This is a genomic window from Aquimarina hainanensis, from assembly GCF_042684685.1.
GTDB classification, from domain to species: domain Bacteria; phylum Bacteroidota; class Bacteroidia; order Flavobacteriales; family Flavobacteriaceae; genus Aquimarina; species Aquimarina hainanensis.
The window spans coordinates 887-24,222 of the sequence record NZ_JBHULX010000027.1 but is presented as its reverse complement, the minus strand read 5'-3'; the positions used below and the strand labels follow the sequence as shown (position 1 = coordinate 24,222).

The 23,336-nt window shown below is 37.8% G+C and carries 20 protein-coding genes and 1 tRNA gene; 2 read left to right on the top strand and 19 right to left on the bottom strand.

Features of this window, described 5'->3' with window-relative positions; genetic code table 11:
• Positions 1-93: 93 nt before the first annotated feature.
• The 3 genes from ACFSTE_RS13465 to ACFSTE_RS13455 all read right to left on the bottom strand — a co-directional run bounded on the left by ACFSTE_RS13465 (position 94) and on the right by ACFSTE_RS13455 (position 2,197).
• Positions 94-735, bottom strand: coding sequence for a Crp/Fnr family transcriptional regulator (locus tag ACFSTE_RS13465; RefSeq protein ID WP_378258464.1), 642 nt, complete (start codon positions 733-735; stop codon positions 94-96).
• A gap of 943 nt (positions 736-1,678) precedes the next feature.
• Positions 1,679-1,751, bottom strand: a tRNA-Met gene (locus tag ACFSTE_RS13460).
• Between the two features lie 197 nt (positions 1,752-1,948).
• Positions 1,949-2,197 (bottom strand): GlsB/YeaQ/YmgE family stress response membrane protein, encoded by a 249-nt coding sequence (locus ACFSTE_RS13455; RefSeq protein ID WP_176027690.1) that lies wholly within the window; start codon positions 2,195-2,197, stop codon positions 1,949-1,951.
• A gap of 278 nt (positions 2,198-2,475) precedes the next feature.
• Here ACFSTE_RS13455 and ACFSTE_RS13450 point away from each other — a divergent pair, with 278 nt between their 5' ends.
• Complete coding sequence (locus ACFSTE_RS13450) at positions 2,476-3,426, top strand: GNAT family N-acetyltransferase (protein WP_378258463.1); 951 nt, start codon at positions 2,476-2,478, stop codon at positions 3,424-3,426.
• A gap of 60 nt (positions 3,427-3,486) precedes the next feature.
• Here ACFSTE_RS13450 and ACFSTE_RS13445 read toward each other — a convergent pair whose 3' ends face one another.
• The 14 genes from ACFSTE_RS13445 to ACFSTE_RS13380 form a co-directional block, all read right to left on the bottom strand.
• Entirely contained in the window at positions 3,487-3,966 is a 480-nt protein-coding gene (locus ACFSTE_RS13445) for a hypothetical protein (protein ID WP_176027692.1), read from the bottom strand.
• Between the two features lie 5 nt (positions 3,967-3,971).
• Positions 3,972-4,961: a hypothetical protein gene (locus ACFSTE_RS13440; protein WP_378258462.1), complete on the bottom strand. Its 990-nt coding sequence runs from the start codon at positions 4,959-4,961 to the stop codon at positions 3,972-3,974.
• Positions 4,921-5,448: a hypothetical protein gene (locus tag ACFSTE_RS13435; RefSeq protein ID WP_176027694.1), complete on the bottom strand. Its 528-nt coding sequence runs from the start codon at positions 5,446-5,448 to the stop codon at positions 4,921-4,923. Before ACFSTE_RS13435 ends, ACFSTE_RS13440 begins: the two co-directional genes overlap by 41 nt.
• Positions 5,441-6,634 carry a hypothetical protein gene (locus ACFSTE_RS13430; RefSeq protein ID WP_378258460.1) on the bottom strand — a complete coding sequence of 398 codons (1,194 nt, stop codon included), beginning with the start codon at positions 6,632-6,634 and terminating at the stop codon, positions 5,441-5,443. The genes ACFSTE_RS13435 and ACFSTE_RS13430 overlap by 8 nt, the downstream gene beginning before the upstream one ends.
• Entirely contained in the window at positions 6,634-8,544 is a 1,911-nt protein-coding gene (locus tag ACFSTE_RS13425) for a type II secretion system protein GspD (protein ID WP_176027696.1), read from the bottom strand. Before ACFSTE_RS13425 ends, ACFSTE_RS13430 begins: the two co-directional genes overlap by 1 nt.
• Positions 8,545-8,546: 2 nt before the next feature.
• A complete protein-coding gene (locus tag ACFSTE_RS13420; protein WP_176027697.1) occupies positions 8,547-9,977 on the bottom strand; it encodes a GspE/PulE family protein in 1,431 nt (476 codons plus the stop codon).
• The gene (locus tag ACFSTE_RS13415; protein WP_378258459.1) at positions 9,974-10,474 is read right to left on the bottom strand and encodes a hypothetical protein; all 501 of its coding nucleotides are present in this window, start codon (positions 10,472-10,474) and stop codon (positions 9,974-9,976) included. Before ACFSTE_RS13415 ends, ACFSTE_RS13420 begins: the two co-directional genes overlap by 4 nt.
• Positions 10,474-10,899: a type IV pilin protein gene (locus ACFSTE_RS13410; protein WP_176027699.1), complete on the bottom strand. Its 426-nt coding sequence runs from the start codon at positions 10,897-10,899 to the stop codon at positions 10,474-10,476. The genes ACFSTE_RS13415 and ACFSTE_RS13410 overlap by 1 nt, the downstream gene beginning before the upstream one ends.
• A 109-nt stretch (positions 10,900-11,008) precedes the next feature.
• Positions 11,009-12,145: a type II secretion system F family protein gene (locus tag ACFSTE_RS13405; RefSeq protein ID WP_378258458.1), complete on the bottom strand. Its 1,137-nt coding sequence runs from the start codon at positions 12,143-12,145 to the stop codon at positions 11,009-11,011.
• Positions 12,145-12,615, bottom strand: coding sequence for a PulJ/GspJ family protein (locus ACFSTE_RS13400; RefSeq protein ID WP_176027701.1), 471 nt, complete (start codon positions 12,613-12,615; stop codon positions 12,145-12,147). The genes ACFSTE_RS13405 and ACFSTE_RS13400 overlap by 1 nt, the downstream gene beginning before the upstream one ends.
• Positions 12,602-12,970 carry a hypothetical protein gene (locus tag ACFSTE_RS13395; RefSeq protein ID WP_176027702.1) on the bottom strand — a complete coding sequence of 123 codons (369 nt, stop codon included), beginning with the start codon at positions 12,968-12,970 and terminating at the stop codon, positions 12,602-12,604. Before ACFSTE_RS13395 ends, ACFSTE_RS13400 begins: the two co-directional genes overlap by 14 nt.
• Positions 12,945-14,180, bottom strand: a complete 1,236-nt coding sequence (locus ACFSTE_RS13390) for a hypothetical protein (protein ID WP_378258457.1) — start codon at positions 14,178-14,180, stop codon at positions 12,945-12,947. Before ACFSTE_RS13390 ends, ACFSTE_RS13395 begins: the two co-directional genes overlap by 26 nt.
• Positions 14,180-14,878, bottom strand: coding sequence for a toxin-antitoxin system YwqK family antitoxin (locus ACFSTE_RS13385; RefSeq protein ID WP_378258455.1), 699 nt, complete (start codon positions 14,876-14,878; stop codon positions 14,180-14,182). The genes ACFSTE_RS13390 and ACFSTE_RS13385 overlap by 1 nt, the downstream gene beginning before the upstream one ends.
• Positions 14,879-14,911: 33 nt before the next feature.
• On the bottom strand, positions 14,912-15,505 hold the full coding sequence (locus tag ACFSTE_RS13380) for a hypothetical protein (protein ID WP_176027705.1): 594 nt from the start codon (positions 15,503-15,505) through the stop codon (positions 14,912-14,914).
• A gap of 764 nt (positions 15,506-16,269) precedes the next feature.
• Here ACFSTE_RS13380 and ACFSTE_RS13375 point away from each other — a divergent pair.
• Complete coding sequence (locus ACFSTE_RS13375; protein WP_378258451.1) at positions 16,270-16,572, top strand: hypothetical protein; 303 nt, start codon at positions 16,270-16,272, stop codon at positions 16,570-16,572.
• A 463-nt stretch (positions 16,573-17,035) separates the two neighbouring features.
• Here the strand turns inward: ACFSTE_RS13375 and ACFSTE_RS13370 are convergent, their stop codons facing one another.
• Together ACFSTE_RS13370 and ACFSTE_RS13365 are read right to left on the bottom strand one after the other, a co-directional pair.
• Complete coding sequence (locus ACFSTE_RS13370) at positions 17,036-17,410, bottom strand: hypothetical protein (RefSeq protein ID WP_378258447.1); 375 nt, start codon at positions 17,408-17,410, stop codon at positions 17,036-17,038.
• A gap of 9 nt (positions 17,411-17,419) precedes the next feature.
• On the bottom strand, positions 17,420-23,336 hold a 5,917-nt coding region (locus ACFSTE_RS13365), incomplete at its 5' end, for an RHS repeat domain-containing protein (protein WP_378298188.1).

Here is a 23,336-nt window from a genome sequence, read left to right as displayed (position 1 = left end):
AAAAAATCACATTGTTTGTTCTACAAAATATCATTACATGAAACATGACATGTTATTTTAAGTGCAGATTTCAGGAGATGATTACGAAATCGTCTAAAGATCTATAAACTCTATAATTCCTTGTTTTAATATAAGCTTCCCTTCATGCTCCAACTTTTTTAACAACCTAGATATCACTTCTCTAGAAGAACCTAGTTCATACGCAATTTGTTGATGAGTAGTGCATAACATTGAAGTAGATTTTAATTTAGACTCCTTCTTTAAATATTCTAACAATCTCTTTTCTTTATTGGAAAAAGTAAGTATCTCAATTACATTTAATAGCTCATCAAATTTAAGACTAAAAAGCTCATATATAAATTCATTCCATTTAGAGTATTTTTTAGCTATGGATAAGGCTTTATCTGCTGGAATTAATACGATTTCCGAATCTTCAACAATTATGGCTTTAACCTGACTAGCTTCGTGACGTATTAAATTGGTAACAGACATCACACAGCTTTCACCTGGTTTTATATAATATAATAAAACTTCATTCCCATTAATGGACTCCTCTTTAAAAACCTTTGCTAATCCAGATTTAAGCAAAGGAATTCCCTTTATATATTCTCCTTGCCTTAATATAATTGTCCCTGCTTTGAATTTATAAAATTTGCTTACAGCTACTAACTCTTCTTTTAATTCAGGTATTGTTGTCAACCTTGGAAAATATTGGTCTAGTATTTCTGAAATCATTTTTTATTTATAATATAAAAAAAACAAAAAATACACCAAATAAATCATTCAAAAACAAACTGATAGTCCTAAAAAAACATACGTAGATCATTCGTTTTAATACCTCTATCTTTATTGTCACTATTTTTCACTACAATAAAAACCTCATAAATCCATAGTTTTTGGTATAGAAATTAAAAACACCTCATTGTCTTGATAGTTTATTAGTTATAATAACTAATAAAATTTATCACATAACAGTTTGTATAAGCACAAAAACCTCATACTCGAGTTCCTTTTAAACAATAATTCCTCTGAGGCTAGCCTCAGAGGAATTGAAATAACAGACAGGATCTAATTTATATACCTAAACCCTCCTTACTATCTTTTATAATCTTAAATAAAGGGCATTTCTTTTAACCTTACTCATAACTCATTACTAATCCATTTTTAGTCCTCTCGCATTAATAGCAACTATTCGTATAATTATTTACAAGCACAATGATGGATTTAACTTCAAAAGGGTTTAATCATTATTTCAAACAATTGAAAACAGATCGAAAGTTAATATTCAAATGTTTACGAAAAACCTATTTAACTTATTTAGAAATAGCAATGCATGGGGATGCAAAATTACTTTCTTCTCATTCTACGGATGATATATAAAAAAGCACTATATCGACGAGAAAATCGTTAGTACAGCTATCAAAAATTTGAAGATTTTCGAAGAACAAGTACAAAATCCCCCACCTATTCCCCCACCACTATTATAAAATTTAGCTCCAATTTTTACAATAAAAACACACAAAATATTAATTATCAATTATTTAAATTCAAAAATAAAGATGTAAATCCAATATGTGGCCTTCGCGTAGAGAAGACGAAAGTCACACCCATTTTTGGGCAAAATTGGTCTAAAAAATAAAAGCTAAAACATTTTAAATTAATGCTTTAGCTTTTATAGTAGCGGGAACAGGACTCGAACCTGTGACCTTCGGGTTATGAGCCCGACGAGCTGCCTACTGCTCTATCCCGCGATATTCGCTGCAAAGATACAGCTTTTTTTATGTTATCCCAGTTATTATTGAAACTTTACTTTCCTAATAACACCTACACATCAGTAACTCCCAAAATATCAACTTTTTATCCCTAAAAAAACAGATAACCGTTTTCTGAAGCTACAGAAAACGGTTATGCTACACATTATACATGTGACCTAAATTAGCCTTTAGTTTTACGATTTTTTAAATAATCCCGCGACGAATAATATTACCGAGGCTCCAATAACTCCTGTTAAAAGATCTCCAAGAACCCCATCAAATAAGCGGATTCCCAGTGTATGGAATAACCATCCTCCTACTAATCCACCTACAATCCCGAGAATAATATTGATAAGAAGCCCAAAGCCTCCTCCTTTCATTAGTTTACCTGCTAACCATCCGGCAACAGCTCCAATCAAAATAGAGTATAATAATCCTCCCATAATAGTTTTGATTTTTCAGTTAGTTTCTTAAATATAGAAAAAAATATTCACTTACCTATCAGAGCTTTACATTAAAAAATATTTTTTATTTAACATATCTATTCTAAGACAAGTTCTTTTTTAGTAGGAATTCCTTGTCAATAGTACGCTAACCGACTTCTTGTTTTTATCTCTTGTAATTGGAAATCACTGTATATATTTTAATTATTAAAAATATAGATGAACATTCAACTAATTTTGTTATTTTTGACTTAGTTGAACTTTCATCTATTAAATTTATGGATCATCTAATCCTTCGGGAGATTGGTAAAATATACCGTTCTATCAATACCTTTGTCGATTTTTTATACGAGCCTCTCGAACTAAAAAAAGGGCAATATCAATTCTTAACCCGGATATACGAACATCCTGGTATTAATCAGCAAACATTATCTGCTATCTTACTACTGGACAAAACCACTGTTAGCAAAGCTGTGAGTAAACTCATTCAAAAAGGATATATCAAAAAGCAGACAAACCCAGAGGATAAACGTAATGTACTACTATACCTGACAGACAAAGGAGAAAAGACCTGTTCTTTTCTTATCAGGAATGAACAGTTTATCAGCAATGTCAGTAATCAGGGATTCTCTGAAGAGGAGTATCAACATCTGTTATCTCAATTAAAAAAAATGAACAATAACGTACTTCCTTTATTTCAGGAGGCTAAGAAAAGAGATCGGGAGCAGCTTCTAAAACGCATTGACCATTCAGATTTGATGCGATCCTCACAAAAAACAACTGTGGCAATCATTGATATCCATCATCCTTTATACGAATCGGAGCGTAATCTACGTAACAAGGTTCTTTTGCGACCGATTGGTCTTCCGGATCATGCCTGGGAAAAGAAAGATGCTATTTCCTGGCACTTCGTTGCTGTCAAAGCAGACAAAGTAATCGGTTGTTTTGTACTGGTACCTCTAAACACCCAAAAAAACAAAACGCAATTGATACAGATGGCTGTTGATACTGCTTATCAGGGAAAGGGGATAGGAAAATTATTAATCGATACGCTTAAGCAGTTCTGTCGTGAAAATCAAATCGAAGAAGTTTGCTGTCATGCCCGGGAAACAGCTATTGATTTTTATAAAAAATCCGGATTTTCTATCTACGGAACTCCTTTTGAAGAAGTGGGACTCAAACATCGTCACATGAGAATTCGTTTTAATAAAAATGAATGGAATGAATAGCGTAATTGTACACTATATCTGGAGAAAAAACAAGCAAGGAGGGGAATGTTGTTCCCTTTCTTACTTTTTAATCTTGCGAAGTTCCTTTCCTAATCGTACAACTAGCTGTTCTTTCTCTACTTTGAGTACCTGTACACCTTTTATCACCCCTCCTTCTCTCACTCTTTTTAAAACCCCATCTACCCGCAATAATCCCAAGCGATATTTATGTCCGGAAGATTTCACAAATCCGAGATAGGTAATAGCAGGCCATTGTGTTACTTGCTTTACTTTCGGAATTCCTGTATAAGAAGGTGCTTTCTTTTTCGGAGCCCTCTTTTTTCTGGTTTTTATTTTCCCTAAGAAAGGATCCCTATCTTGTATATCCAAAGAAAATGTATCTTTTATCCGTTCTATTCTTACTGTAGGAGTCACTAGAGCCTCTGACGTAATCACCACTTCTTTTTCCGTAAAGAAAGACCGTAGTAGTTTGGTTCCCACAAGCCCCCAAATGACCAGTAAAACAATTCCTAAAAAGATATTTATACGCTTCTTTTTCACCTGTGTTAGTTTACTTTAAAAACTCCGGAACTATTAAAAGGACCTTCATTCCCTGCCGCATCCAGTCCTTTTACTCTCCAATAATACGTTCCCGTTGTGGTAAACGCTTGTTTATATTCTTCGGAGGCAACTTCTTGAGTAACGACTATATTCCCAAAATTCTCATCAGAGGCTACCTGCAATGTTGCAGTAATTCCTGATTTTATAACCCCTGTATCATTACTAAAGTTCCATGAAAAGGTAACTTCCTGTCCCGTTGTAAAATTTTGATTATTGGTCGGTTTTATCAAATTAGGTGCCGGAGGTAATTCCGTATCAAGATAAAGGACCCTTCCAAAAAAATCAGAATGGCTCGAATCATTATAAGCACTCACCTGCCATATATATTTCGCATCCCCCGATGTGACATCCGTATCTGTCAGAGTAATAGACGTGTCTAGCACATTGGGATTTTCAAAAGCTACTGTTTCTGCATCTCCTTCTACTTTGACCACTCTAAATTTATAATGAGTAGCCGTTACAATCCCTTCCCAGGAATAATTTATTGCCAGGCTATTTTTATACAATTCATTATCTGGTTTTTTTAGCAATACTGTTTGTTTTGATAAGTCTTCAGAGGATACAATGCTGAATTCTTTTGGGAAAGAATAGGCTGTATGATACGCAAAATTCTCTCCTCTGATACGCCATTGATAGTCACCTGGCGTCATCGCATAATCAAAGACAGTTTCAGACACCAGCGAATCTAGTATGATTCGTTGGGTAGCACCTTCATTAATCTGTATCCGATAGGAATCCGCTCCTTCTATCCCCTTCCATCTAAACTGAACCGTATTTCCTTCTATCTCGATTCCATTTTCGGGAACAATCGTCGTGATTACATCATCCGTAATATCATCTTCGATCACATCATCACAGGCGACAAAACCCACTCCTGCCAGGATCAATATATAATTAATGTATTTTTTCATAGTTCTGAAATATAATTTGTTCATATAATTTTTTTCTTTGCGTACGAGGATCTTTTACTACATAAAAGTGACAACTAACAACTCTGGAGTATTCAAAATCTTTCTCATAGGCATAAGTTGCTCTGATCAAGCTTTCATAATCTCCTGATAAAACAAGCCGATTGCTATACACCTTAAAGTATGCATCCTGAGCCGTGTGTACCTCTTCTAGTTTTACGAGTTCTATCTGCCCTCCTACCTTGGTAAAGGTGTTAATAATTTCCTGTTGTACAATGTCAGGATTTGCTGCTTGCTTCCCGATGACCTCATCCAGATAAGCTAGTTCTTTGGTCAAACCATTAATTCGCTGTCTGGAATTTGTTGCTTTCTCCAGTTTTTCTCTGGACTCCAGTAATACTGTTCTTGCTTCTCTGGTTATAGCAAAAGATCTCTTATTAGCAGTATATCCTAGCATAATGGTTATTCCCACAAGTATCAACAGCTTTTTTTGATATGATATCTTCTCAAACATTAAACCGGACTTTTAACTTTATTACAAAAACATTTTCCCTACCCGTTCCCTGAAAATCGATGATCTCCAGCTTTTGGATCCACGGTTTTTTCTTTAGCTGTTTTATCCATTCCGAAAACACTGCGTATGAAGCAACACTTCCTTCTATCGAAATCTCATCTTTAGCAAAGTTGATGCGTTGCCCTTGTTTTATTTTATGATTTGGCAAAAACAGTTTTACGTCATTCAGGCGAATTTCCCCCGGAAGGTCTTTGGTTATCGCATTACTATAAAAAGAAACCCCTCTGGTGTTATCCAATCCTGATTCAGTTAATATGGCGGTCTTATTCTTTACGTCTTTCTCCAGAGAAACCAATTTCGAATAGGTTATATTTTGTTCTCCCAGTTTCACCTGTGTCGTATGATACTCTTCCTGATAAAACTGTAATAGCAAATAACTAACCAATAAGCTCAGCAAAAAGAATCCCAGCACAAAAGCTCCGGAAATATTAAACAACTTTCTATAGACAAATAATTTCCTGGCAGCCATAACTGCTTCTGACTCTTCAGTAAGAAGATGAGGAGATGGGAACAAATGCTGAACCACCTGAGCAACTCCCTGAATAGATGCATTATCAATAAAATCTTCTCCAAAATGGTAACGTACGGTTTCGTCTGATGTCATTTTGGTAATTTGTTGTAACCCTTCTGTATTAAAATGCAATTGATGTTGTAAGTTTTGAATCACCGTTACATTCAGCAGGGGTTTTATCGCAACCAAAACCAACGGTCCGATACTGACATCATGCGTATAAAATCCTTTTTCGGAAATCGCTGTCAGCTCTTCATTAATAAGCTCTTTTCGGGCGATGCTCACATATCTCGAATCTTCTTCGACATACTCAAACCAAAAAAACTGTTCCGGAGCAGCATTGTATATAATCTCAGACTGGTAATTTTTTGAGTTTGCTACCTTTTTTGTGATAATCCCCTGCCCGCTGAAAGAAACCAATATCGGATGGTTTTTAGACAATACTGTCCAGAGCGCCTCCTGCTTATCCAATACAGTCTCGCTAACCAGGCGAATCGCCGTTTTTTTACGGGCAATTTTTAATACCCGATAACTACGCTGCCCGCCTTCCATATGAATATGGAGCGATTGGTAGGTCGTTCCCGTAATTGCTGTATGTACTGCTTCCTTTATCATTAGTATATTACACTAGGCTTAATAAACACATGTAATTTTGACTTATCTCTCAATTTCTTTCTACTGCTAAAAAACCATTTAATTACCGGTATTCTGGATAAAAAGGGAGTTCCGCTTCCTGAGTTTTCTTTCTCTAATTCATCGAGTCCCCCCAATAAGATCATCTCATCATTTTTTACCCGAATCAGGGACTCGAATTTCTGTGTAGATTTCCCTGGAGGGGCTCCTTCTCCTGCTCGTCCTAAAAAGGCACTCTTTTCTACAGAGATTTCCAGAGTTACATGTTCATCTAGAGAAACAAAGGGTTTAATATTCACACTCAGATTTGCTTCTGTTGCTTTCCACTGTCCTGACTGTACAATTTGATTATTCACCGTATTATTAAGAATCTGGTTTCGCTGTTCGAAATAATAACTCGTCTCACCTATAGAGACATTTGCTTCATGACCACTCAGTGTAGCAATTTTAGGTGTTGACTTCAGGTTGATGATTGAATTGTTTTCTAATGCGCTTAAATTCGCATAAAAGTCCTTAGTGACCTTTCCAATATTGATCACTCCTAATCCATTAAAGGCATTAATTAATTTATTGATAGAAGTGGAGTTCAGGGTAACCTCCGTAGTAGGAAAAATAGTCCCTTTAGTAACGACCTTCTTTGTTCCATCTCCCAGAACGCCTTTTAATCCTGTCTGTATATCATACGTTTTCTTATACTGTACGATCATCACCTCTATTTGTACCAGTGGTACTACCTTATCCAGCTTACGAATCACCTGTTGCAACTCTTCTATCACTGGTTTGGAGCCAGAGACTAACAATCCGTTGAGTTCTACGAACTCCAGGACATCTACATCCTGTAACAGGGCTTTGGGCAAGGTACTTAATACGGATTCTATGGTTCGGTTTTCCAGTTGTATCAGTTCTGTGGTTCGCAATCCGGAGGTAGATTCTCTTCCGATAATATAAAACCCATCTGTATTTTTTACGGCGTATTTCTTTCCTTTAAAAATATGTTCCAACAAGCTGTCAAAATCAATCTCTTCGGCAAAAATAGTAGTGGTTACTTCTTGTGGAAGATCATACATCGTATAGCCAACCTTAAGCAATTCAGCAGCTTCTGAAATAACTGCCATCGCACTTGCTTCTGTAGCTTTGATATACAAATATCCATTTTTTTTGAGCTCTAATTGTAAGTCTCCCCGCTCCAATTGCCCCCTGTTTTTGGTACGCACTCTCCTTTTATTCGATGGTTTAGTATTCAATGCTCCTTCCTGATCTTTAGACAGAAAGTAGAACCCATTTTCGTCTTTATCTACCAATAATTGATTGGACTTTGCCATCATATTAACAACCTGATCAAAAGGCCTGTTTACAATATAAGCAGAGACTTTCATGGTTTTGACATCAGGTCCCAGAACAATATTTTTATCCGACAGTTCTGTAATATAAGCTGCCACTGCAGCTAATGAATCTTTTTTTAGCTTTAGTGATAAAAAGTCATTTTGCTTGTTATAACTAATCTGTAATTTCTTTGGCGGAACAGGTTTTGGTAGTTCCTTTACCTCTTCTTTGGGCTTAAAAAGAATAATCCCATTCATAAACTGAACCTGTAATTCATACTTGCGAATCAGAAACATAAATACTTCCTTGACCTGAACTTCAAAAAAATTACTAACCACTTGTTGGTTGAGTTTAGGATCAACATCTACATTGATTTTATGCTCCTCTGCCAGTGAGGTAATAATCTCAAAGAGTGTCAACCCGGATACATCCAGCTGTGTTACTTCGTTTAAGCCCTTTTTGGTCTGAGCCATTTCGTTTAATTGTGCTTCCACGGTTTTATAATCCGATTGTGCTACCAGTTGTTGTAGCATCAGCAATACCCCAAAAAATATGATTCTTCGTATCATTTTTACCCTTCTATTATAATAGAATACACTTCTTCTATCGTTGTAACCCCTTTAGACACTAATCGTAGTGCTTTTACGGATAATCTATTTTCTTTATCTCGTAAGAATTGTTCTTCTAATTGTTGTGAATTTGTCTTTATTGCCTGTGTTAATTCATAATCCACAGGAATCATTTCATAAATAGCAGTTCTTCCTTTATAACCTGTATAATAACATTGATCACACCCTACTGCTACATAATGGGTTTTCAACTGCCGGAATAAAGGATGCTTATATGCTTCTTCTCGTACTGTTTCTTCTCGTTTACAGCACTCACATAGTTTTCGTACCAATCGTTGTGCTACAGAAATTTTTAAGGTTTCTGCTATCAAAAAAGCAGGAACTCCCATATCGATCAGTCTGGAGATGGTTCCTATAGCAGAGTTGGTATGAATGGTAGACAGTACCAAATGCCCGGTAAGGCTTGCACGAATAGCCATTTCTGCAGTAGCCCCATCCCGGATCTCTCCCAGCATAATAATATCCGGATCTTGTCGTAAAAAGGTCCGCAAGGCACTCGAAAAAGAAAGCCCTATATCCTCTCTCAACTGTACCTGATTAATCCCCTTTAAGGTATACTCTATCGGGTCTTCTATCGTGACAATATTACTGGTCATTTTATTCAGTAGTTTCAGGCTGGCATATAAGGTGGTGGTCTTTCCTGATCCGGTTGGTCCACTGATCAGAATGATTCCCTTAGAAGCTTTTAAGGCTTCCAGGTATTGTTCTTTCTCTGTAGATTCCATTCCCAGTGCATCAATGCTTACATGGGTCGTATCTCTCCCCAGTAATCGCATAACTATTTTCTCTCCGTACAAAGTCGGCAGTATCGATACCCGAATATCAAATGCCTCGTAATTAATACGTCCATCCTGTGGCAATCGTTTTTCGGTAATATCCAGATTGGATCTGATCTTTATTTTATTGACCAGTTCCAAATAGTTTTCTCTTTCTATTTTAAACTTTTCAATCAGCTTTCCATCAATCCGATAGCGAATTCTGGCTTCATCACTAAACACTTCGAAATGAATATCACTACTCCCGATGCGTTTGGCTTCCAGGATTAATTCATCCAGAAAATCCTGACCTCCCTGTATTGTCTTAGCTGCTGCTGTTTCTCCTGTCGCAGTTGTCTCTATTTCTGTTCCTCTGCGGTAATACCGGATCAATGCTTTTTTGATCGCTGCAGAAGAAATCGGAGCTACTTCTATAGCTGTTCCTAATAATAGTGTGAGCTCTTCCCGAACCATTTCGGAATCTTTATCTGCTGCTACATAGAAACAAAGGGCATCTCCCTGATCTTCTTTGGGAATCACCTGTAGGTGATGTGCCAGATCTGCCGGAATCCGCTGTTGTAGCTCTGTTGTTAATTCGATGATATTCTCTCCGTTCATAACACACTCAGTTTAGCATAAAAAACATCGGACTCCCAGCATATTTGAAACACGCGTATCCCTAGCATATAGAGTGCCAATAATCCTGCTAAAGGGACCAGAGCCGTTTTTCTAAGCGTAGGAATTACAGTAAACACCACAATAGAAAAGAGTAGTCCACTGATAAAAAACAGTATAAAATTAGACGGACTAAAAAAGGGAATTACAGCTGCCAGAAATAATATATCTCCCAGACCGATCATTTCCAAAAGATCTGTAGCTGCTGTGTTGCGAATACGAATATACAGATAGCCTCCTCCCAGAGTCAATAGTAAAAACAACAGAGAATATCCTGCCATTTTCACTTCATACCCCCTGAGGTAAAACTGGTATGCTCCCAGTACAAATATCCCAATAGGAAGTGCTATATGGATCGCTCTATGGCGATAGTCCTGCCAGAAAATCAATGCCAAAAGCACCAATACGCCTACTTCTATAAGTAATTCCTGATACTCCATTAATCCCTCACTACTTCTTTTAATTGCTTTTTATCATCAATCGACCAGGTATTGAAATTTCCATCTCCATCAAAATCAGATAACGAAGTTGCAGTTGCCTTAAAATTATTGGTTCCTGCTTCGATAATTTGAATCTGATATACGGCCTGCCCCCCTTGTTCTATGGTCAATGCCGGCTCGAATCCCAATGCTTCAAAATCACTGCTATAGCGTGAGTGTCGGTAAAAGTAGTTTTTCTCTAAACCATAGAGGTGATTGAGCATACTCTGCGCCTCGATGGACTTCGCCTGGGCAATCACAGAGGTCTGACTGGGCAGTACCATGAGTAATAATATGCCTATAATACACAAGACGATCAGAATCTCTGTCATCGAATATGCGGCTACATATCCTTTTTTTAACTGTCGATGTTTTTTTATAACCATAATCTTCGTGTTCCTTATTTTTCTATTGTATTCACAATTTTTTATCGTTCATCTTCCCTGTTCTTACAGGTTATTTATTCCTTCTCCCCAATAATTGGGGTATCAATATTTATCCTCCTCTGATAATCTTACTGAGATCAAACATCGGAGCATACATTGCTACCATAATCACACCTACGATGAGCCCGATCACAATAATGATAATGGGTTCCAGAATCACTCCTATCATTTTGGTCTTATGTTCTACTTCTTCATCATATTCATCTGCCAAACGGGCGAACATAGTATCTAATTGATTAATTTCTTCTGCCACAGCCACCATCGATGTGAGCTTATATTCGTAGATACGGTGCTTCTTCATCGCCGCTGCAAACGACGTTCCGCGAATTACATCGGTTCGGATGGTATCTATGGATGTTTCGATGGGATAAAACCCAATTACTTTTTTTACCATTTCCAGAGAATCGGTCAGGGGTGTTCTGGCAGTCAGCAACAAATCCAGAAACTGACAATACCGAGCCAGATATACCATTTTGATCAAGCGTCCAAAAAAGGGAATTTTAAGTAATACTTGTGCCTGATACCTCCTGTAGGTCGGATGTTTTTTATACAGCCTGATCAGCAGTACTACCGTCAGTAGTACTACGATGCCGATTCCCAGAATCAATGGAAATTTTTCTGACAGCAGCATGATCTTTTTGGTCAATGCAGGCAATTCGCCATCAAACTGCTGAAACACGGAACCAAACATGGGTACCACATAGGATAGCATAAAATACAGTACCCCTACGGTGAGTAGCAAGACAAAAGACGGATAGGTAATTACTGCTATGATCTGTTTTTTCAGTTTGAGTTGCCTTTTGAAATACTTATGCAACTCCATCAGTACCGCATCCAGTTTTTTGGTTTCTTCTCCTATTTTAATACTGTAGTACTCATAGGGAGAAAACCGGTTGGTTTCTTCCAGCGCCTCATAAAAGTTCTTTCCTTTGATGATCTTATTTTTTATCCCCAGGATCAGGTCTCTGATAAATTCTTTTTTCTGCTGATTCGCCAGTATATCCAGTGCTGTTTTAAAATCTACCCCTGCCCCCAGTAAGGTCGCCAGGTCCTTATACAGTTTTTCTTTTTCCTTGGCGCCAAACTTTTTGGTCAGCCCGATTTCCTGGTGCAGAAACCCCTTCCCAATACGATCTTGACCTTTGGTTTTATTTTTTCCGGATAATGTCGATAAATCTACTTCCATCAAAAATTCATTCGTGTGGTTGCCTTATACTGTTTTGCTACCCATAGAGACAGTGACTCTTCAAACATAGTCGTTCGGATCTCTGCCTTGTGGATATAAATTTCTCCTGTGTTTTTGTCCGTTTCCGAAAACAAAACCACTTTTTCTATAGCGATGGTATCTTTGATCATTCCCTGAGTACGAATCAGCTGCTGTGGCTGAACGGTGTACCCAATACTACTCTCATCATATCCAATCGCAGAAAACCCTTCAGGGGTCTTTATTATTTTTACCGCTTCATAAAAATCTGTTTTCATTCGCAGGTACATTCCCGACAGCTTATCTTGCTGCTCCATGGATTCCCTGTATAAACGGATCTGATCGACAAATGTCGAATATGCAAAATAGATCAATCCCAGGATAATAGACATAATGGCCAGATTGACCAGCATCTCTAAAATGGTAAAGGCTTTAATACTATAATTGCTCATCGTCCATTTCTATTAAATAGTTATATACCTGTACGGTATCCTGATCTTTTAGTACCGTAAAAACTACTTGTCGCACTCCTGTCTCCCCATAAGGCAGGATGCGCTTAGCTATCCTAAAAGAGGGCTGAGTTATCATCCCCTCTTCCCAATCCTGTGTTTCTTGCAACTCGATATATGCCTTATCTACTGCCAACCGCATTTTTAGCTCCACCGCAGAAGGGCTGCTATTGAGTACCTGTACATACAACCGAATCGCAATCAGCAAACAAGTTGCTATAATGGTGATCGCAATCACTGATTCCAGGAGTGAACTGGCTGGAACCCGATAGTTACTGTACTTGCTTAATCCGCTCAAAACCGTTGTTTTTTGGTGAATCGAACAAAGGAAGTCCAGCAAAATCTGCCGGAATATCTTCGGTAGTAATCACCCCGTTAAAAATCATATCCTCATACTGAGCGCTTTCTGTAATGAGTTCGAATTTATGTACGTATACACTTCCCCGAACAACGCCTTCTAACTGTAGCAATCCATCGACATACACATCGCCGGTAATCACCGCTTTTTCTTCAATGATTACTTTTTGTTGCTGACTCTGTTCAAAATTCTTGCTATCCATCACCACACCTCCATATATTGTCGCTCCCTTCGCAATATGAATATTGCATTCAGTATTTATCCCAGAAGCCGGGATAATCAAACAAGAGGGATAGGATAAGATCACATCGGTACCAATCTCGATTTCTTTATCGGCCAGTACCTGAATACTCCCTCTAAAACCACTTCCTATCACCACTTTTGGCGCCTGGATAATCACATCTTCTAATAGGGTTTCTTTATTGATATACAGCGTATCTGCACTTCTGATAATCACATGACCCCGTGCCTGTAGCCCATCTAGGTTTTCTCCTTTGGCAACAAAAATTTCTCTTAGCGGTTGTTGAAAACTTTGATAGATATTCCGTTCAGAAAAACGATTTCCACGTACCGGAATTTCTCTTTTCTCCGTACTTGCTATTCTCGGTATCTCCCGCAGCGGAGGTAGTTTGGAAGCAGATCGTCCAATTTTTCCTCTGATGACGGGATTATTTTTCACCTCATTTCCTCCGATATGAGCTATTTCATATCCCAATTCCGGTAATTGCATGGCACCTATTATCTGAGCAGTTCCGGACACTTTAATTTCTTCTCCATAATCGCAGGCATAGAGTGCCGGCATTTCTTTTCTTCTTTTTGCTCCCACGATATAGCAACTGCGGATGGTATCTTTTTTAAAATACGCTTTTCCGACAACCCGCTCATACATCCCCCATGGAACTCTGGATACCGTACAGGTAATCCCATCTTCAAACAGTTTAATTTCAGTTCCTTTATCGTTATTCGGCTGTTGCGATTGTGCTAAGAAGTATGTAAAACAGCTCTCGCAGCGATCGATCAAACTGGCTTGTAATTGCTCCCTACTATGTTTACTGATATAGGCGGTAAACAGGTATACCAATCCACTGCATAAAATCGCGATGATCAAACACACATAGATTGCATATAATAAAGAGCCTGCTTTTACCATTAGTTACTTTGTTTTGGCGGGATATTCGTTTTGGGTTTTTGTTGTTTCTTAGCGCGTTTTTTTAGTTCCCGTTGTCTTTTTTTTGCGGCTTTTTCTGCGGCTGTTTTTTTTCTAAATACCTTTTGGAACCAGGCTTTGCTATTTGTAATCCACCCTTCTTTTTTGGGCTTCTCTGTCTTTTCGTTTCGCTTTTTGGGTTTTTCGACTACTTTTTCTCCTTGTTTGAAATAAGTTGTATCCTGTGTCTGGTAATCAATCCAACGTCCGTGTTTTTTTCCTCGGGAATATTTCCCACTGATACGGGCTATTCCCTGATCTGAGTAGGCTGTATATGTACCAGAACGCAATCCTTCCCGCCAGTACGTTACTTCTTTTAGCGCTCCGTTTTGATACCAGCTACTCCAGCGATGGTGCTTGATTCCTTTTTCAAAAAAACCTTCTTCTGCGATACCTGCTCCTCGGTAACTCTTGGTATACCGACCCTGTAGTAACGCTCCATTAGCTCCTGACTGACTTTGATGAATCTCCCCAAGCCGATACCAGTAATACTGCCGGTTTTCTTTAAACACAGTTAGCTTATGATCGGTTACATAAAACTCATAATTGTACTGATCATCCGAAATGATCTTTCGGGTTTCTTTAGAAAGAAACTGGAAAGAGCACAGCCCTCCTAATAGTACTAACAGCAATAATCTCATAATGATTTGGTCTTTATCAGGTTGGTGATTTCTTTATAAAGCAATTGGAGGATCGGTGAATTGAAATCGGATCAGCCCATTCCCAAAAAGCAAGTCCTCATAAAGTATTTCTATGGACTCCCCTTCCGGAACTCCTTCAAAATATAACAACACTTTTTTATAAGGTGCTAATTTAAAATTGCGTTCAAAAGTCACTCCCGAACAGCGAATACTATCCCCTGATTGGGTAATGGCTTTAAAATCTTTCTGAATCTCGAAGGCCATATATTTTACTCCTGATTCATAATCCATTCGGGTGAAGGTTTCCTCCAGCAGATCTTTGCCTTTTTCCTGTTCGAAATTGATCTCGACAATGCGTTCAGTTTTTACTGTTTGATAGATAGAATCGATCTCCCGGAGGTCCTTCTCCGGAAATTGTTTTGCCAGATAAAAGGGAACCGGTACCTGTGTTGCCTTATACGAAAGTCCTTCGTATAAACGGGTCATGGATCTGGAGGTCCATCCTCGCTCTTTTAACTGATACATGGTATCCTTTTCTACCAATTCGCCTTTTTTGGATTCTCCCGTACACGAAAGAAAAAAAATAATCACTGCAATTCCTGCAATTCCTTTTTTTAATATGTCCATTATATCCTCAATATATATTCCCTAATCCTTCGAAAAAAAAATGATGCACCTTCTTTAGTATCTTACAAAAATATCCAACCTGCCTCTCTTTTTTTAAAACACTCATGTCCATTTACAAATGGACATATCACAAAACAAACACAATCAACTAAAAAACAAGACACTACACATACATCAAGACTCCTGCACTGCTTTTTATTTTATCCCTATTTTGAAGTACTCTTCAGGGATATTGAAACGCGTTGTTTTTAAATTCCGACTGTCAAAAGTAGATCTTATACTAAAAAATCAGGTTTTTGTCCTCCGGTTTTTTCTGTCTTTGCAGTAGATTTTTCGAAAAGCAACTATCCCCGGCTCTTTTTAGAGCATGTAATCCCTGATAATTGCCTTCCTGTCATCCCGTTCTCTTATCTATAACTTTTCTTTTGTTTTTCCTGTTATTTTTTAGGACGATATATGGCTGCATCCTCTTCAAAAAGCATATAAAAACCTCTTGAAAAAAAACATAACCTTCTACATTACAGATTTCTACACAGAAAGTCCTCTGATAATTACTACTTTCGTTTCTATTAACATCGTCTTCCTTTTTTCGGGATGACATAAAAACAATATGGCAACCAACAATTTAATTTCAACTGCATTCTCTACTGAGGAAGTAAACAGTATTATTGCATCTATTGCTACTATTGAAAAGATTATCAGTGACAAAGTGATTAATCTCACGACGGAAGAACGCCAACTATACGGCAAACTGGGTTGCATATATGGATCAAAAACCTGAGCTCATTCCTTTTTATCTGGATAAAAAAGAATTTGATAAAGATGTGAAAGCCCGAGAGGATATCAAACCGATACTGCGACGAATTACTTCTGTATATGAAAGTCTGGATAATACTTCTAAACTACTTAGTACTGATATTTATAATGCGGCAATTACTTATTATCGCAGCCAGCAGAATGTAGCGGGTACTACAAGTACCTATAAGGATTTATCGAGTCAGTTTCCGGGGCGTAGTTCTGCTATCCCGGAAGAAAACAGGGATTTGGATCTTCCTAACAACCTATAAGACGTAGTAAACAACTATCGGAGCGTTCTGTACGTATTTTAGCCCGTTCAGACACCCCTGTCTCCTTCTCCCTTGACCTTATTGTCCATTTCTTGTCCCTGAAAGCCGTAGCGGTAGTTTCCGCTGTTTCCATGTCTATTGGGTAAAAGCATCCCAAAAAGATAAAACACAAGATGAACATTTAAAATTGATTGACAAGCTAGACGAGGAAAATAAATCTACCATCTTTAAAATCATTGATAAAATGCTTACCAATAAGAAGTTTAAGGATTTCTTTGATAAAAACGTTGCTTCGCTTTAAGGCATAAAAAAGCTACCCAGTATAAAAACTAAGTAGCTCTCTTTATTTATATAGTATATATTTCCTTACTGTACCGCCACTAGCAAATGCTAGCGGTAGCCGTTACTCTGACAAACTAGCACCATCAGGGGATAGCTTTTTCATTATTATTAGTTACATAATCTATATTGCCCTCAATTCTGGTATTATAAAAGATTCTTTTTCAATATCTATTTCTAAATCATTTATTGGATAACTTAATATTTCAGACAACCCTTTCAATACTGAATAAAAAATAATTCCATTATTAGTGTCCACAGGCATCCAATCAATATTTTTAATAGTTACACTCATTTCAATATTTGATTTCTTTAGAAAATAGTCATAAAAAATCATCCCCCCTAATCTACTAGCTGTTTCCCATTGATTGTCAGCTTCATATTTAAAAATAAGGTTATTGCTTTTCATCTCGTTTAATTCGACTTCAAAATCAATTGAACAATACAATCCTCTATTTTTTAAAACCTTTTTGAGTTTAAAATTACCACTTTTTATCATCAGTTATTTTTATTCTTTAGCAAGATTAGTTACTGTTTTTGTTGGAACTTTTTTATCCATTTTATAAAATTCTGTGCTCTTCAGTAACTTTGGGTCATTTAATATTTTACTTAACTCCCATTCGGTTGTCATATCCATTTCCCAGAGACTCTTACCTCCAAATTCATCAAGCTGTTGGTATAATCCTGTACCTGGCTTAATTTTACCTGCTTTTTGAACGTTTACAATTTCAAGATTAAACTTAATTTTACCTTTAGTGTTTAGAACTGATTCTGTAGCAAACTTAAAAGCATCTTCAAAATTGTAGAATCCAGGCTTTGCATCTGTATAACCAGGAAGCTGGTCAAAATCGTGGAAACTAACAGCTTTTTGCTTTGTTGCAAACGTTTTAAGATTTACATTTTTACCAAGAGAAATACTGATAGTACCTTCAATTTTAGCTAAAACAGCAACTTTACCTAATTTAATTATCTTATCAGTCCCTTTAGCTCCTAAAATACCTGTGAAGATATCTGTTAGAATTTCTGTTCTATCCTCTAAATCACCATATATAACCTTATTAGCAGATTCAACAACACCATCTGCAAAAGCTTTTCTTGTCGCTTGAGTTGTCGTACCAAACTTCTCATCAAGATATGGAAACACTACTTCTTGGTCTCCTGGTGGTAGCATTGCTAAAACATAATTAGACAAGACAAAATTACCTGTTCCTTTTAAAGCCTCACCAGGATTTTGAGCAACAAAGACAATACCGTCAACTGACTTTTCTATAGATTTATTAACACCTCTTGTTATTTTCTGAACAGTTTCACCATACATACCCATTTCAGCCTGTATCATAAACCATTGGTATTCTCCACCTTCTAAGTCAATTCCTTCTATCAACCTGTTTTCACTTATTGCATATGGGCTATTCCAAGGAAAGGATTTGAATAATGGGTCGTGGCTCATAAACCTATTAAGCCTTGGGTCATACATTCTAAAAGCAAAGTTTAAACTATTTCCTTCCCCTTTGATTTCATTATCCATTTCTTGACCTTGCATTCCATACCTGTAATCTGAAGAATTCCCGTGCCTATTGGGCAGGAGCATCCCGCCGGGGTAATAATCACTAAATGAAAGAACATCCGGAGTAAAGGTAGTTAAATTTCCTGTAACAGTAGCAGTCTTGCGATCACTTACCACACTCATTACATTTCCTAAGTGATTGCTTAGCTCATATCGCTTATCCCCAACTGTATTGCCCACTGTAGCTTCTGCTACAGCCTGATCATTGCTTAGAACAATGTTCTTCTCTTCAATACCCAATCGACTGCTCCCATAGATATGATGTTCCTTTAAGCGCATATCCGTAGCAACTGCCCCACTGGTATTTGCCTGATATACCCCCAATACATTCCCCTGAGCATCTCTGCTGTATAAGGTTGTCTTGTTCTCCGGCAGGACCCGCTTACCAATACGGTTCCCTAGTCCATCATAATAGAAAGACACCTCTGTACCATTGCTCTTATGAATCTTCTTTACTTTACCATCTACCCGCCATTCGATATTGCGAATCCCTTCCTGCTTGTCTTCTATCAATTGACCTATCGCATCATAACTGTAATTCCCGGGATTTTGATCCGACAAATCATTAAATGTACTCCCTGCTATAGCATCGTCTACATGGCTTAACTGATTCGAACGCATTTGCTGTCCTGTCTCCGGATCAGTAACTGTCTTATAGGTATATTGCAAGGCGTCCATATCCACAACCGATCCCTGACTGTTGACCGTAGCCCGATGCAACTGCTGTAAGTTCCCATTCTTATCATAGCTATAACTACTGTGGTATGAAGGTGTTGCTGTCATCCCGGTCAGCTGTGATCCCTGCATCTTCTTGATACGGTTTAACTGATCATATTCATAGTGATTGATCTGGGAAGACAACATCGATTCATTGTTGTCTATCAGACTGGTGACCATCTGTTTGATATTCCCGTTGTACAAATTCTTAGTACTCTCTAATCCGGGACTGTTACTGTATACAAAAGAGCTCCCTGTAGTAGTACCGATCGATTGATAATCTCCTTCGTAATAACTTAAGGAATATCCCAGGGCATCTTTAGCCACATCAGAAGTGGAAGATCCATCTCCTCCCATATCTGCCGTCGGGTCTAAGGACTCTCCATTAACGCCTTTTAACCAGCCCTGAAGGGTATAGGCGTAATCAAGACCCTGTACCTGCTTGGCTCCTAGTACTGTTCTGGCTAAAGGTCCGTGTGAAAAATATGCATACCGGGCATCCTCCTCCCATATACGGCCGTTATCTGAGGTCGATACTCCTACAATACGGTTGTCTGCATCATAGCGATACTGATGGATAAACTGATCCGCCTTCCCTTTTTGATAGGTTACCCTATGAACATTACCACTGATCAGATCGTATTCATATTGGGTACGCTTCATCCCTGAGGTAGGATCATCCAGGGTCAATGCCATTTGTTTATCGTGCTGCACCAGCTCTTTAACATTCCCATGGATGTCATAGTGATAGAAAATCGCATGGTCGTATTGTCGCTCTAAGGTCGTACTGCTATACTGATCATAGTAGTAAATTCCTGCCACCCGGTTGCGGGTCGTACTCCGATAGATCGACTGATCTGATACCGTCTCAAAAATCTCCGCCGCTCCTATCGAAAGATCGTTATAACGGGTACGGGTGACCTCTACCCGATCCCTGGAAATATTCTGAGGATACTGATCTTCTACCCGGGTCGATACCACATTGCCCGTAGCTGTATAAACCAGTGTACCTGTCTTCTCCCGGATGGAAATCCCAACGGTTGGAGTAAGTGCTCCTGCCTCTACAATCCGACCCAAAGCATCATAAGTGGTATAACTAAATTGATTGGCGGCTACCTGATTGGCATTCTGTGAAGCGATAATTCTTCCCAGCTCATCATAGGCAAAACGGGTAATCCCTCCATCAGGAGTTTTCTGCCATACCAGTTGATTCAGAGAATTATATCGGTATTTGGTCAACAGCTCATGTGCTGGTAATAAACTACTATTCTCCCGGGCAATATCATTAGTTCGATGCTGATTGATACGGCTATTAAGGGATTCCCCGGAAGCATCTGATGCCTGTAATTCTGTATCCGTAAAACGATCAACTCCCTCCGGAGGAACCGTTTGTAGTAAATTCCCCGACTGATCGTAATAATATAAGGTGTATTGGTATTCCTTATCATAATAGGTCATATCAAAGGTCTCTACTGCATTGTCTATCGCTTGTGATAAATACTCAGCTATAAATTCTGCCCGCTTACCTGCTATATAACTATCATATACATCCCGGGTATATGCCGCCCGAACACTTTTGACAAATTGCTGGCAATCCGTGTCATCAGGAATCGTCACTGTAACTTCTGTAAAATCGGTGAAAAACGGACGGGGAACACAGATATCTTCATTCCCGGAGGTATTCAGATAATCCGTGGTAAAAGCAGTCCAGCTTTTGGCGCTATCGCCACTGCTGCTCACATGAGCCTGATACAGATCAATAACAGCAGAACGCCCCTTATAAGTCCTACGCATCCCCGGATATCCATAGTTAAACTCTGTAGCACCAAATTCACTGATGGTCAGATAGTAAAGATCTAGTGTCGATACTATCCCTAATTTGGTCAGGTAATACTCATAATCGGCTACCAGGTATTGCAACGAGTACTGACAAAAATCTTCTGCACTAACAATATCCTCTGCCTCCGTATCCCCTATCCGACTCATCACCCCTGTATATGCAGAATAGGTCGTTGTACAACTTAGTGGTTCCACTACAGGAGGAATACAAACGGTAGGACCACAAGGAATAGTCTCATCCGCAATTGTCGTGGATTTGGCAGAGGGTGGGTTTGATTTTTTTGAGTTGTTTAGGTCTCGTGCATATGTTGATGTTGATAAGGTCTCATTCTCATTTAGTTCTGATACTATTCTCGTAGGTACCAAAGATACAGGCCATGATAATAGATCACAGAGAAATTGATTTTCATATGTTCGAGGTAGATCTGAAGCTGAAAAAGTTATAATTACATTTTTAGCTTGTTTAAGACCACCTAGACTATCTTTGTAATTGATTGTACAAAATGTTCCTCCTGAAATAGAATTATTAACCCCTTGGGTTAATTCTATATTAGAGCGAACAATTTCAATATCTATTATTTCTGAAATATCGAAAAAGTCTTCCTCTAAACTAAGTTTTATGCTTGTTATATATCCCCCAGATCTAGTAAGGATCAAATGCATAGTTCCTCTAGTCTGTATACGACCAGTAGCAAATCTATGGTAAATTGGTTCTGTTTCTGCAGAATCAAATTGATAGTCATATACAGATGTAGGATCCGTTAAGCCAAAATGGTTTTCTATCCTCTTTTGAAGATTCACATTCCCAAAAAACAATTCATCAAAAATAGTACTTGATACAGGTCTATTTTCTTTCATTGATGTAATCCCCTCATTAAGTGCTATTTTTAAAGCATGCTCTAAATTATTTTCTAATACAGCATCTCCACAAATACCATCTATATTCTCATTATCTAAATTATCCGGATTTTGTGCTAATGAAGTAGCATTATAATCTGTATTACAAAAAAATTGAAATAAGATAGGAGATTTATGATCATTAGGGTCATTTATTTTTACTCCTCTAAAATTATGCAAGGAGGTATATTGTTTACCATTTAAATCAGTAGAAACTACAGTGAATCTTCCATTAGAGCTATGTGTGATACTATCTATTTGTTTTGGTATTTCACCGGAAGGTACATTCAACGGAATTGATACCTGGTGTATATCTGACAAGTTTATACTCAGAGCATACACATTAGAAGATGTACGTGTAATAGAAAACTTGACATGTTCTTTAATCGAATAATCAAAAAACTTATCATAACAAGTTGTACAAGGAAGAGCACTTTTTACAGTCAGTACTTTCTGTATAAAATTTGTATATTCAGGATATCCTTGTAAATTTATAAGCCTTCCCTGATTTATACCTATTCCTGCTAAATCAACATTCCGAAATACGGCATTAACAAGGTGTTTAATATCATTTGCAAATTGATTTGCTTCTGCTATTGCTTCACCTATACAATCCACAGGAGGATCTTCAAAAAACTGACAATCCGGTCTAAATCCACTAACCTGACAAATTGTATTGGTCCGCATTGGTAACAGATTTGCAATACTTCCGGTTGTTGCTATCTCCTGATTGGTACTACGATCTGTATGTGTAAATGCTAATACTCCCTCTTTTTGGATATCCAACTTCTTAATCCTTCCTATATTCAATACGTTAGCTCCATCACTTCTCCGTTGTTGTATTCTAAAAATAGCCCAATTAGAGTCTCCACATTGGGTCGAGTTTGTATGATGAGCAATAGCGGACGCATCTGCTGTTGGATCTGCTGAGAAAATCAACATTAATTCCTCAAAATGATTGGATCGTCGCAAGAAAAAACAACTGTTAAAATCCGTAGAAACATTAATGCCAGGAATATCTTTTGTATAGCGGGAAATTCGTTCCCGATATTTTGTGTTATTTAAAAATTCACTAGTCAAGGGCGAACTTATCATATAAGGGGTATCTAATCGGTTCTCATTGAGAATCCCTTCATTTAATAAGGTCAATAGTCCTGCTTCGAAGGTCTCTTCTGCCTGTTGATTCTGAATACATATAACCTGGTTATCTTCTCCCACCAAATCATTAATATCCCCACAACACAATAAATTAATCAGTCGACATACTCCGGTAACTACATCACAAGATTCATATAACCTGGCAGTGGCTACTTTAGGGAAATGATCCGCTTCTCTATAGGTAATATTTAACTGTTGCTGGGTTATCTGCCCCCTATCATTATAGAGATAGTTAACATTTGCCCCC

What these genes read in the sequence shown, in the direction of transcription:
- ACFSTE_RS13370 (WP_378258447.1), bottom strand. Translation starts at nt 17,410, where the DNA reads ATGATAAAAAGTGGTAATTTTAAACTCAAAAAGGTTTTAAAAAATAGA.
- ACFSTE_RS13420 (WP_176027697.1), bottom strand. Translation starts at nt 9,977, where the DNA reads ATGAACGGAGAGAATATCATCGAATTAACAACAGAGCTACAACAGCGG.
- ACFSTE_RS13465 (WP_378258464.1), bottom strand. Translation starts at nt 735, where the DNA reads ATGATTTCAGAAATACTAGACCAATATTTTCCAAGGTTGACAACAATA.
- ACFSTE_RS13450 (WP_378258463.1), top strand. Translation starts at nt 2,476, where the DNA reads ATGGATCATCTAATCCTTCGGGAGATTGGTAAAATATACCGTTCTATC.
- ACFSTE_RS13375 (WP_378258451.1), top strand. Translation starts at nt 16,270, where the DNA reads ATGGATCAAAAACCTGAGCTCATTCCTTTTTATCTGGATAAAAAAGAA.
- ACFSTE_RS13440 (WP_378258462.1), bottom strand. Translation starts at nt 4,961, where the DNA reads ATGAACAAATTATATTTCAGAACTATGAAAAAATACATTAATTATATA.
- ACFSTE_RS13410 (WP_176027699.1), bottom strand. Translation starts at nt 10,899, where the DNA reads ATGGTTATAAAAAAACATCGACAGTTAAAAAAAGGATATGTAGCCGCA.
- ACFSTE_RS13385 (WP_378258455.1), bottom strand. Translation starts at nt 14,878, where the DNA reads ATGAGATTATTGCTGTTAGTACTATTAGGAGGGCTGTGCTCTTTCCAG.
- ACFSTE_RS13400 (WP_176027701.1), bottom strand. Translation starts at nt 12,615, where the DNA reads ATGAGCAATTATAGTATTAAAGCCTTTACCATTTTAGAGATGCTGGTC.
- ACFSTE_RS13455 (WP_176027690.1), bottom strand. Translation starts at nt 2,197, where the DNA reads ATGGGAGGATTATTATACTCTATTTTGATTGGAGCTGTTGCCGGATGG.
- ACFSTE_RS13430 (WP_378258460.1), bottom strand. Translation starts at nt 6,634, where the DNA reads ATGATAAAGGAAGCAGTACATACAGCAATTACGGGAACGACCTACCAA.
- ACFSTE_RS13405 (WP_378258458.1), bottom strand. Translation starts at nt 12,145, where the DNA reads ATGGAAGTAGATTTATCGACATTATCCGGAAAAAATAAAACCAAAGGT.
- ACFSTE_RS13390 (WP_378258457.1), bottom strand. Translation starts at nt 14,180, where the DNA reads ATGGTAAAAGCAGGCTCTTTATTATATGCAATCTATGTGTGTTTGATC.
- ACFSTE_RS13425 (WP_176027696.1), bottom strand. Translation starts at nt 8,544, where the DNA reads ATGATACGAAGAATCATATTTTTTGGGGTATTGCTGATGCTACAACAA.
- ACFSTE_RS13380 (WP_176027705.1), bottom strand. Translation starts at nt 15,505, where the DNA reads ATGGACATATTAAAAAAAGGAATTGCAGGAATTGCAGTGATTATTTTT.
- ACFSTE_RS13415 (WP_378258459.1), bottom strand. Translation starts at nt 10,474, where the DNA reads ATGGAGTATCAGGAATTACTTATAGAAGTAGGCGTATTGGTGCTTTTG.
- ACFSTE_RS13435 (WP_176027694.1), bottom strand. Translation starts at nt 5,448, where the DNA reads ATGTTTGAGAAGATATCATATCAAAAAAAGCTGTTGATACTTGTGGGA.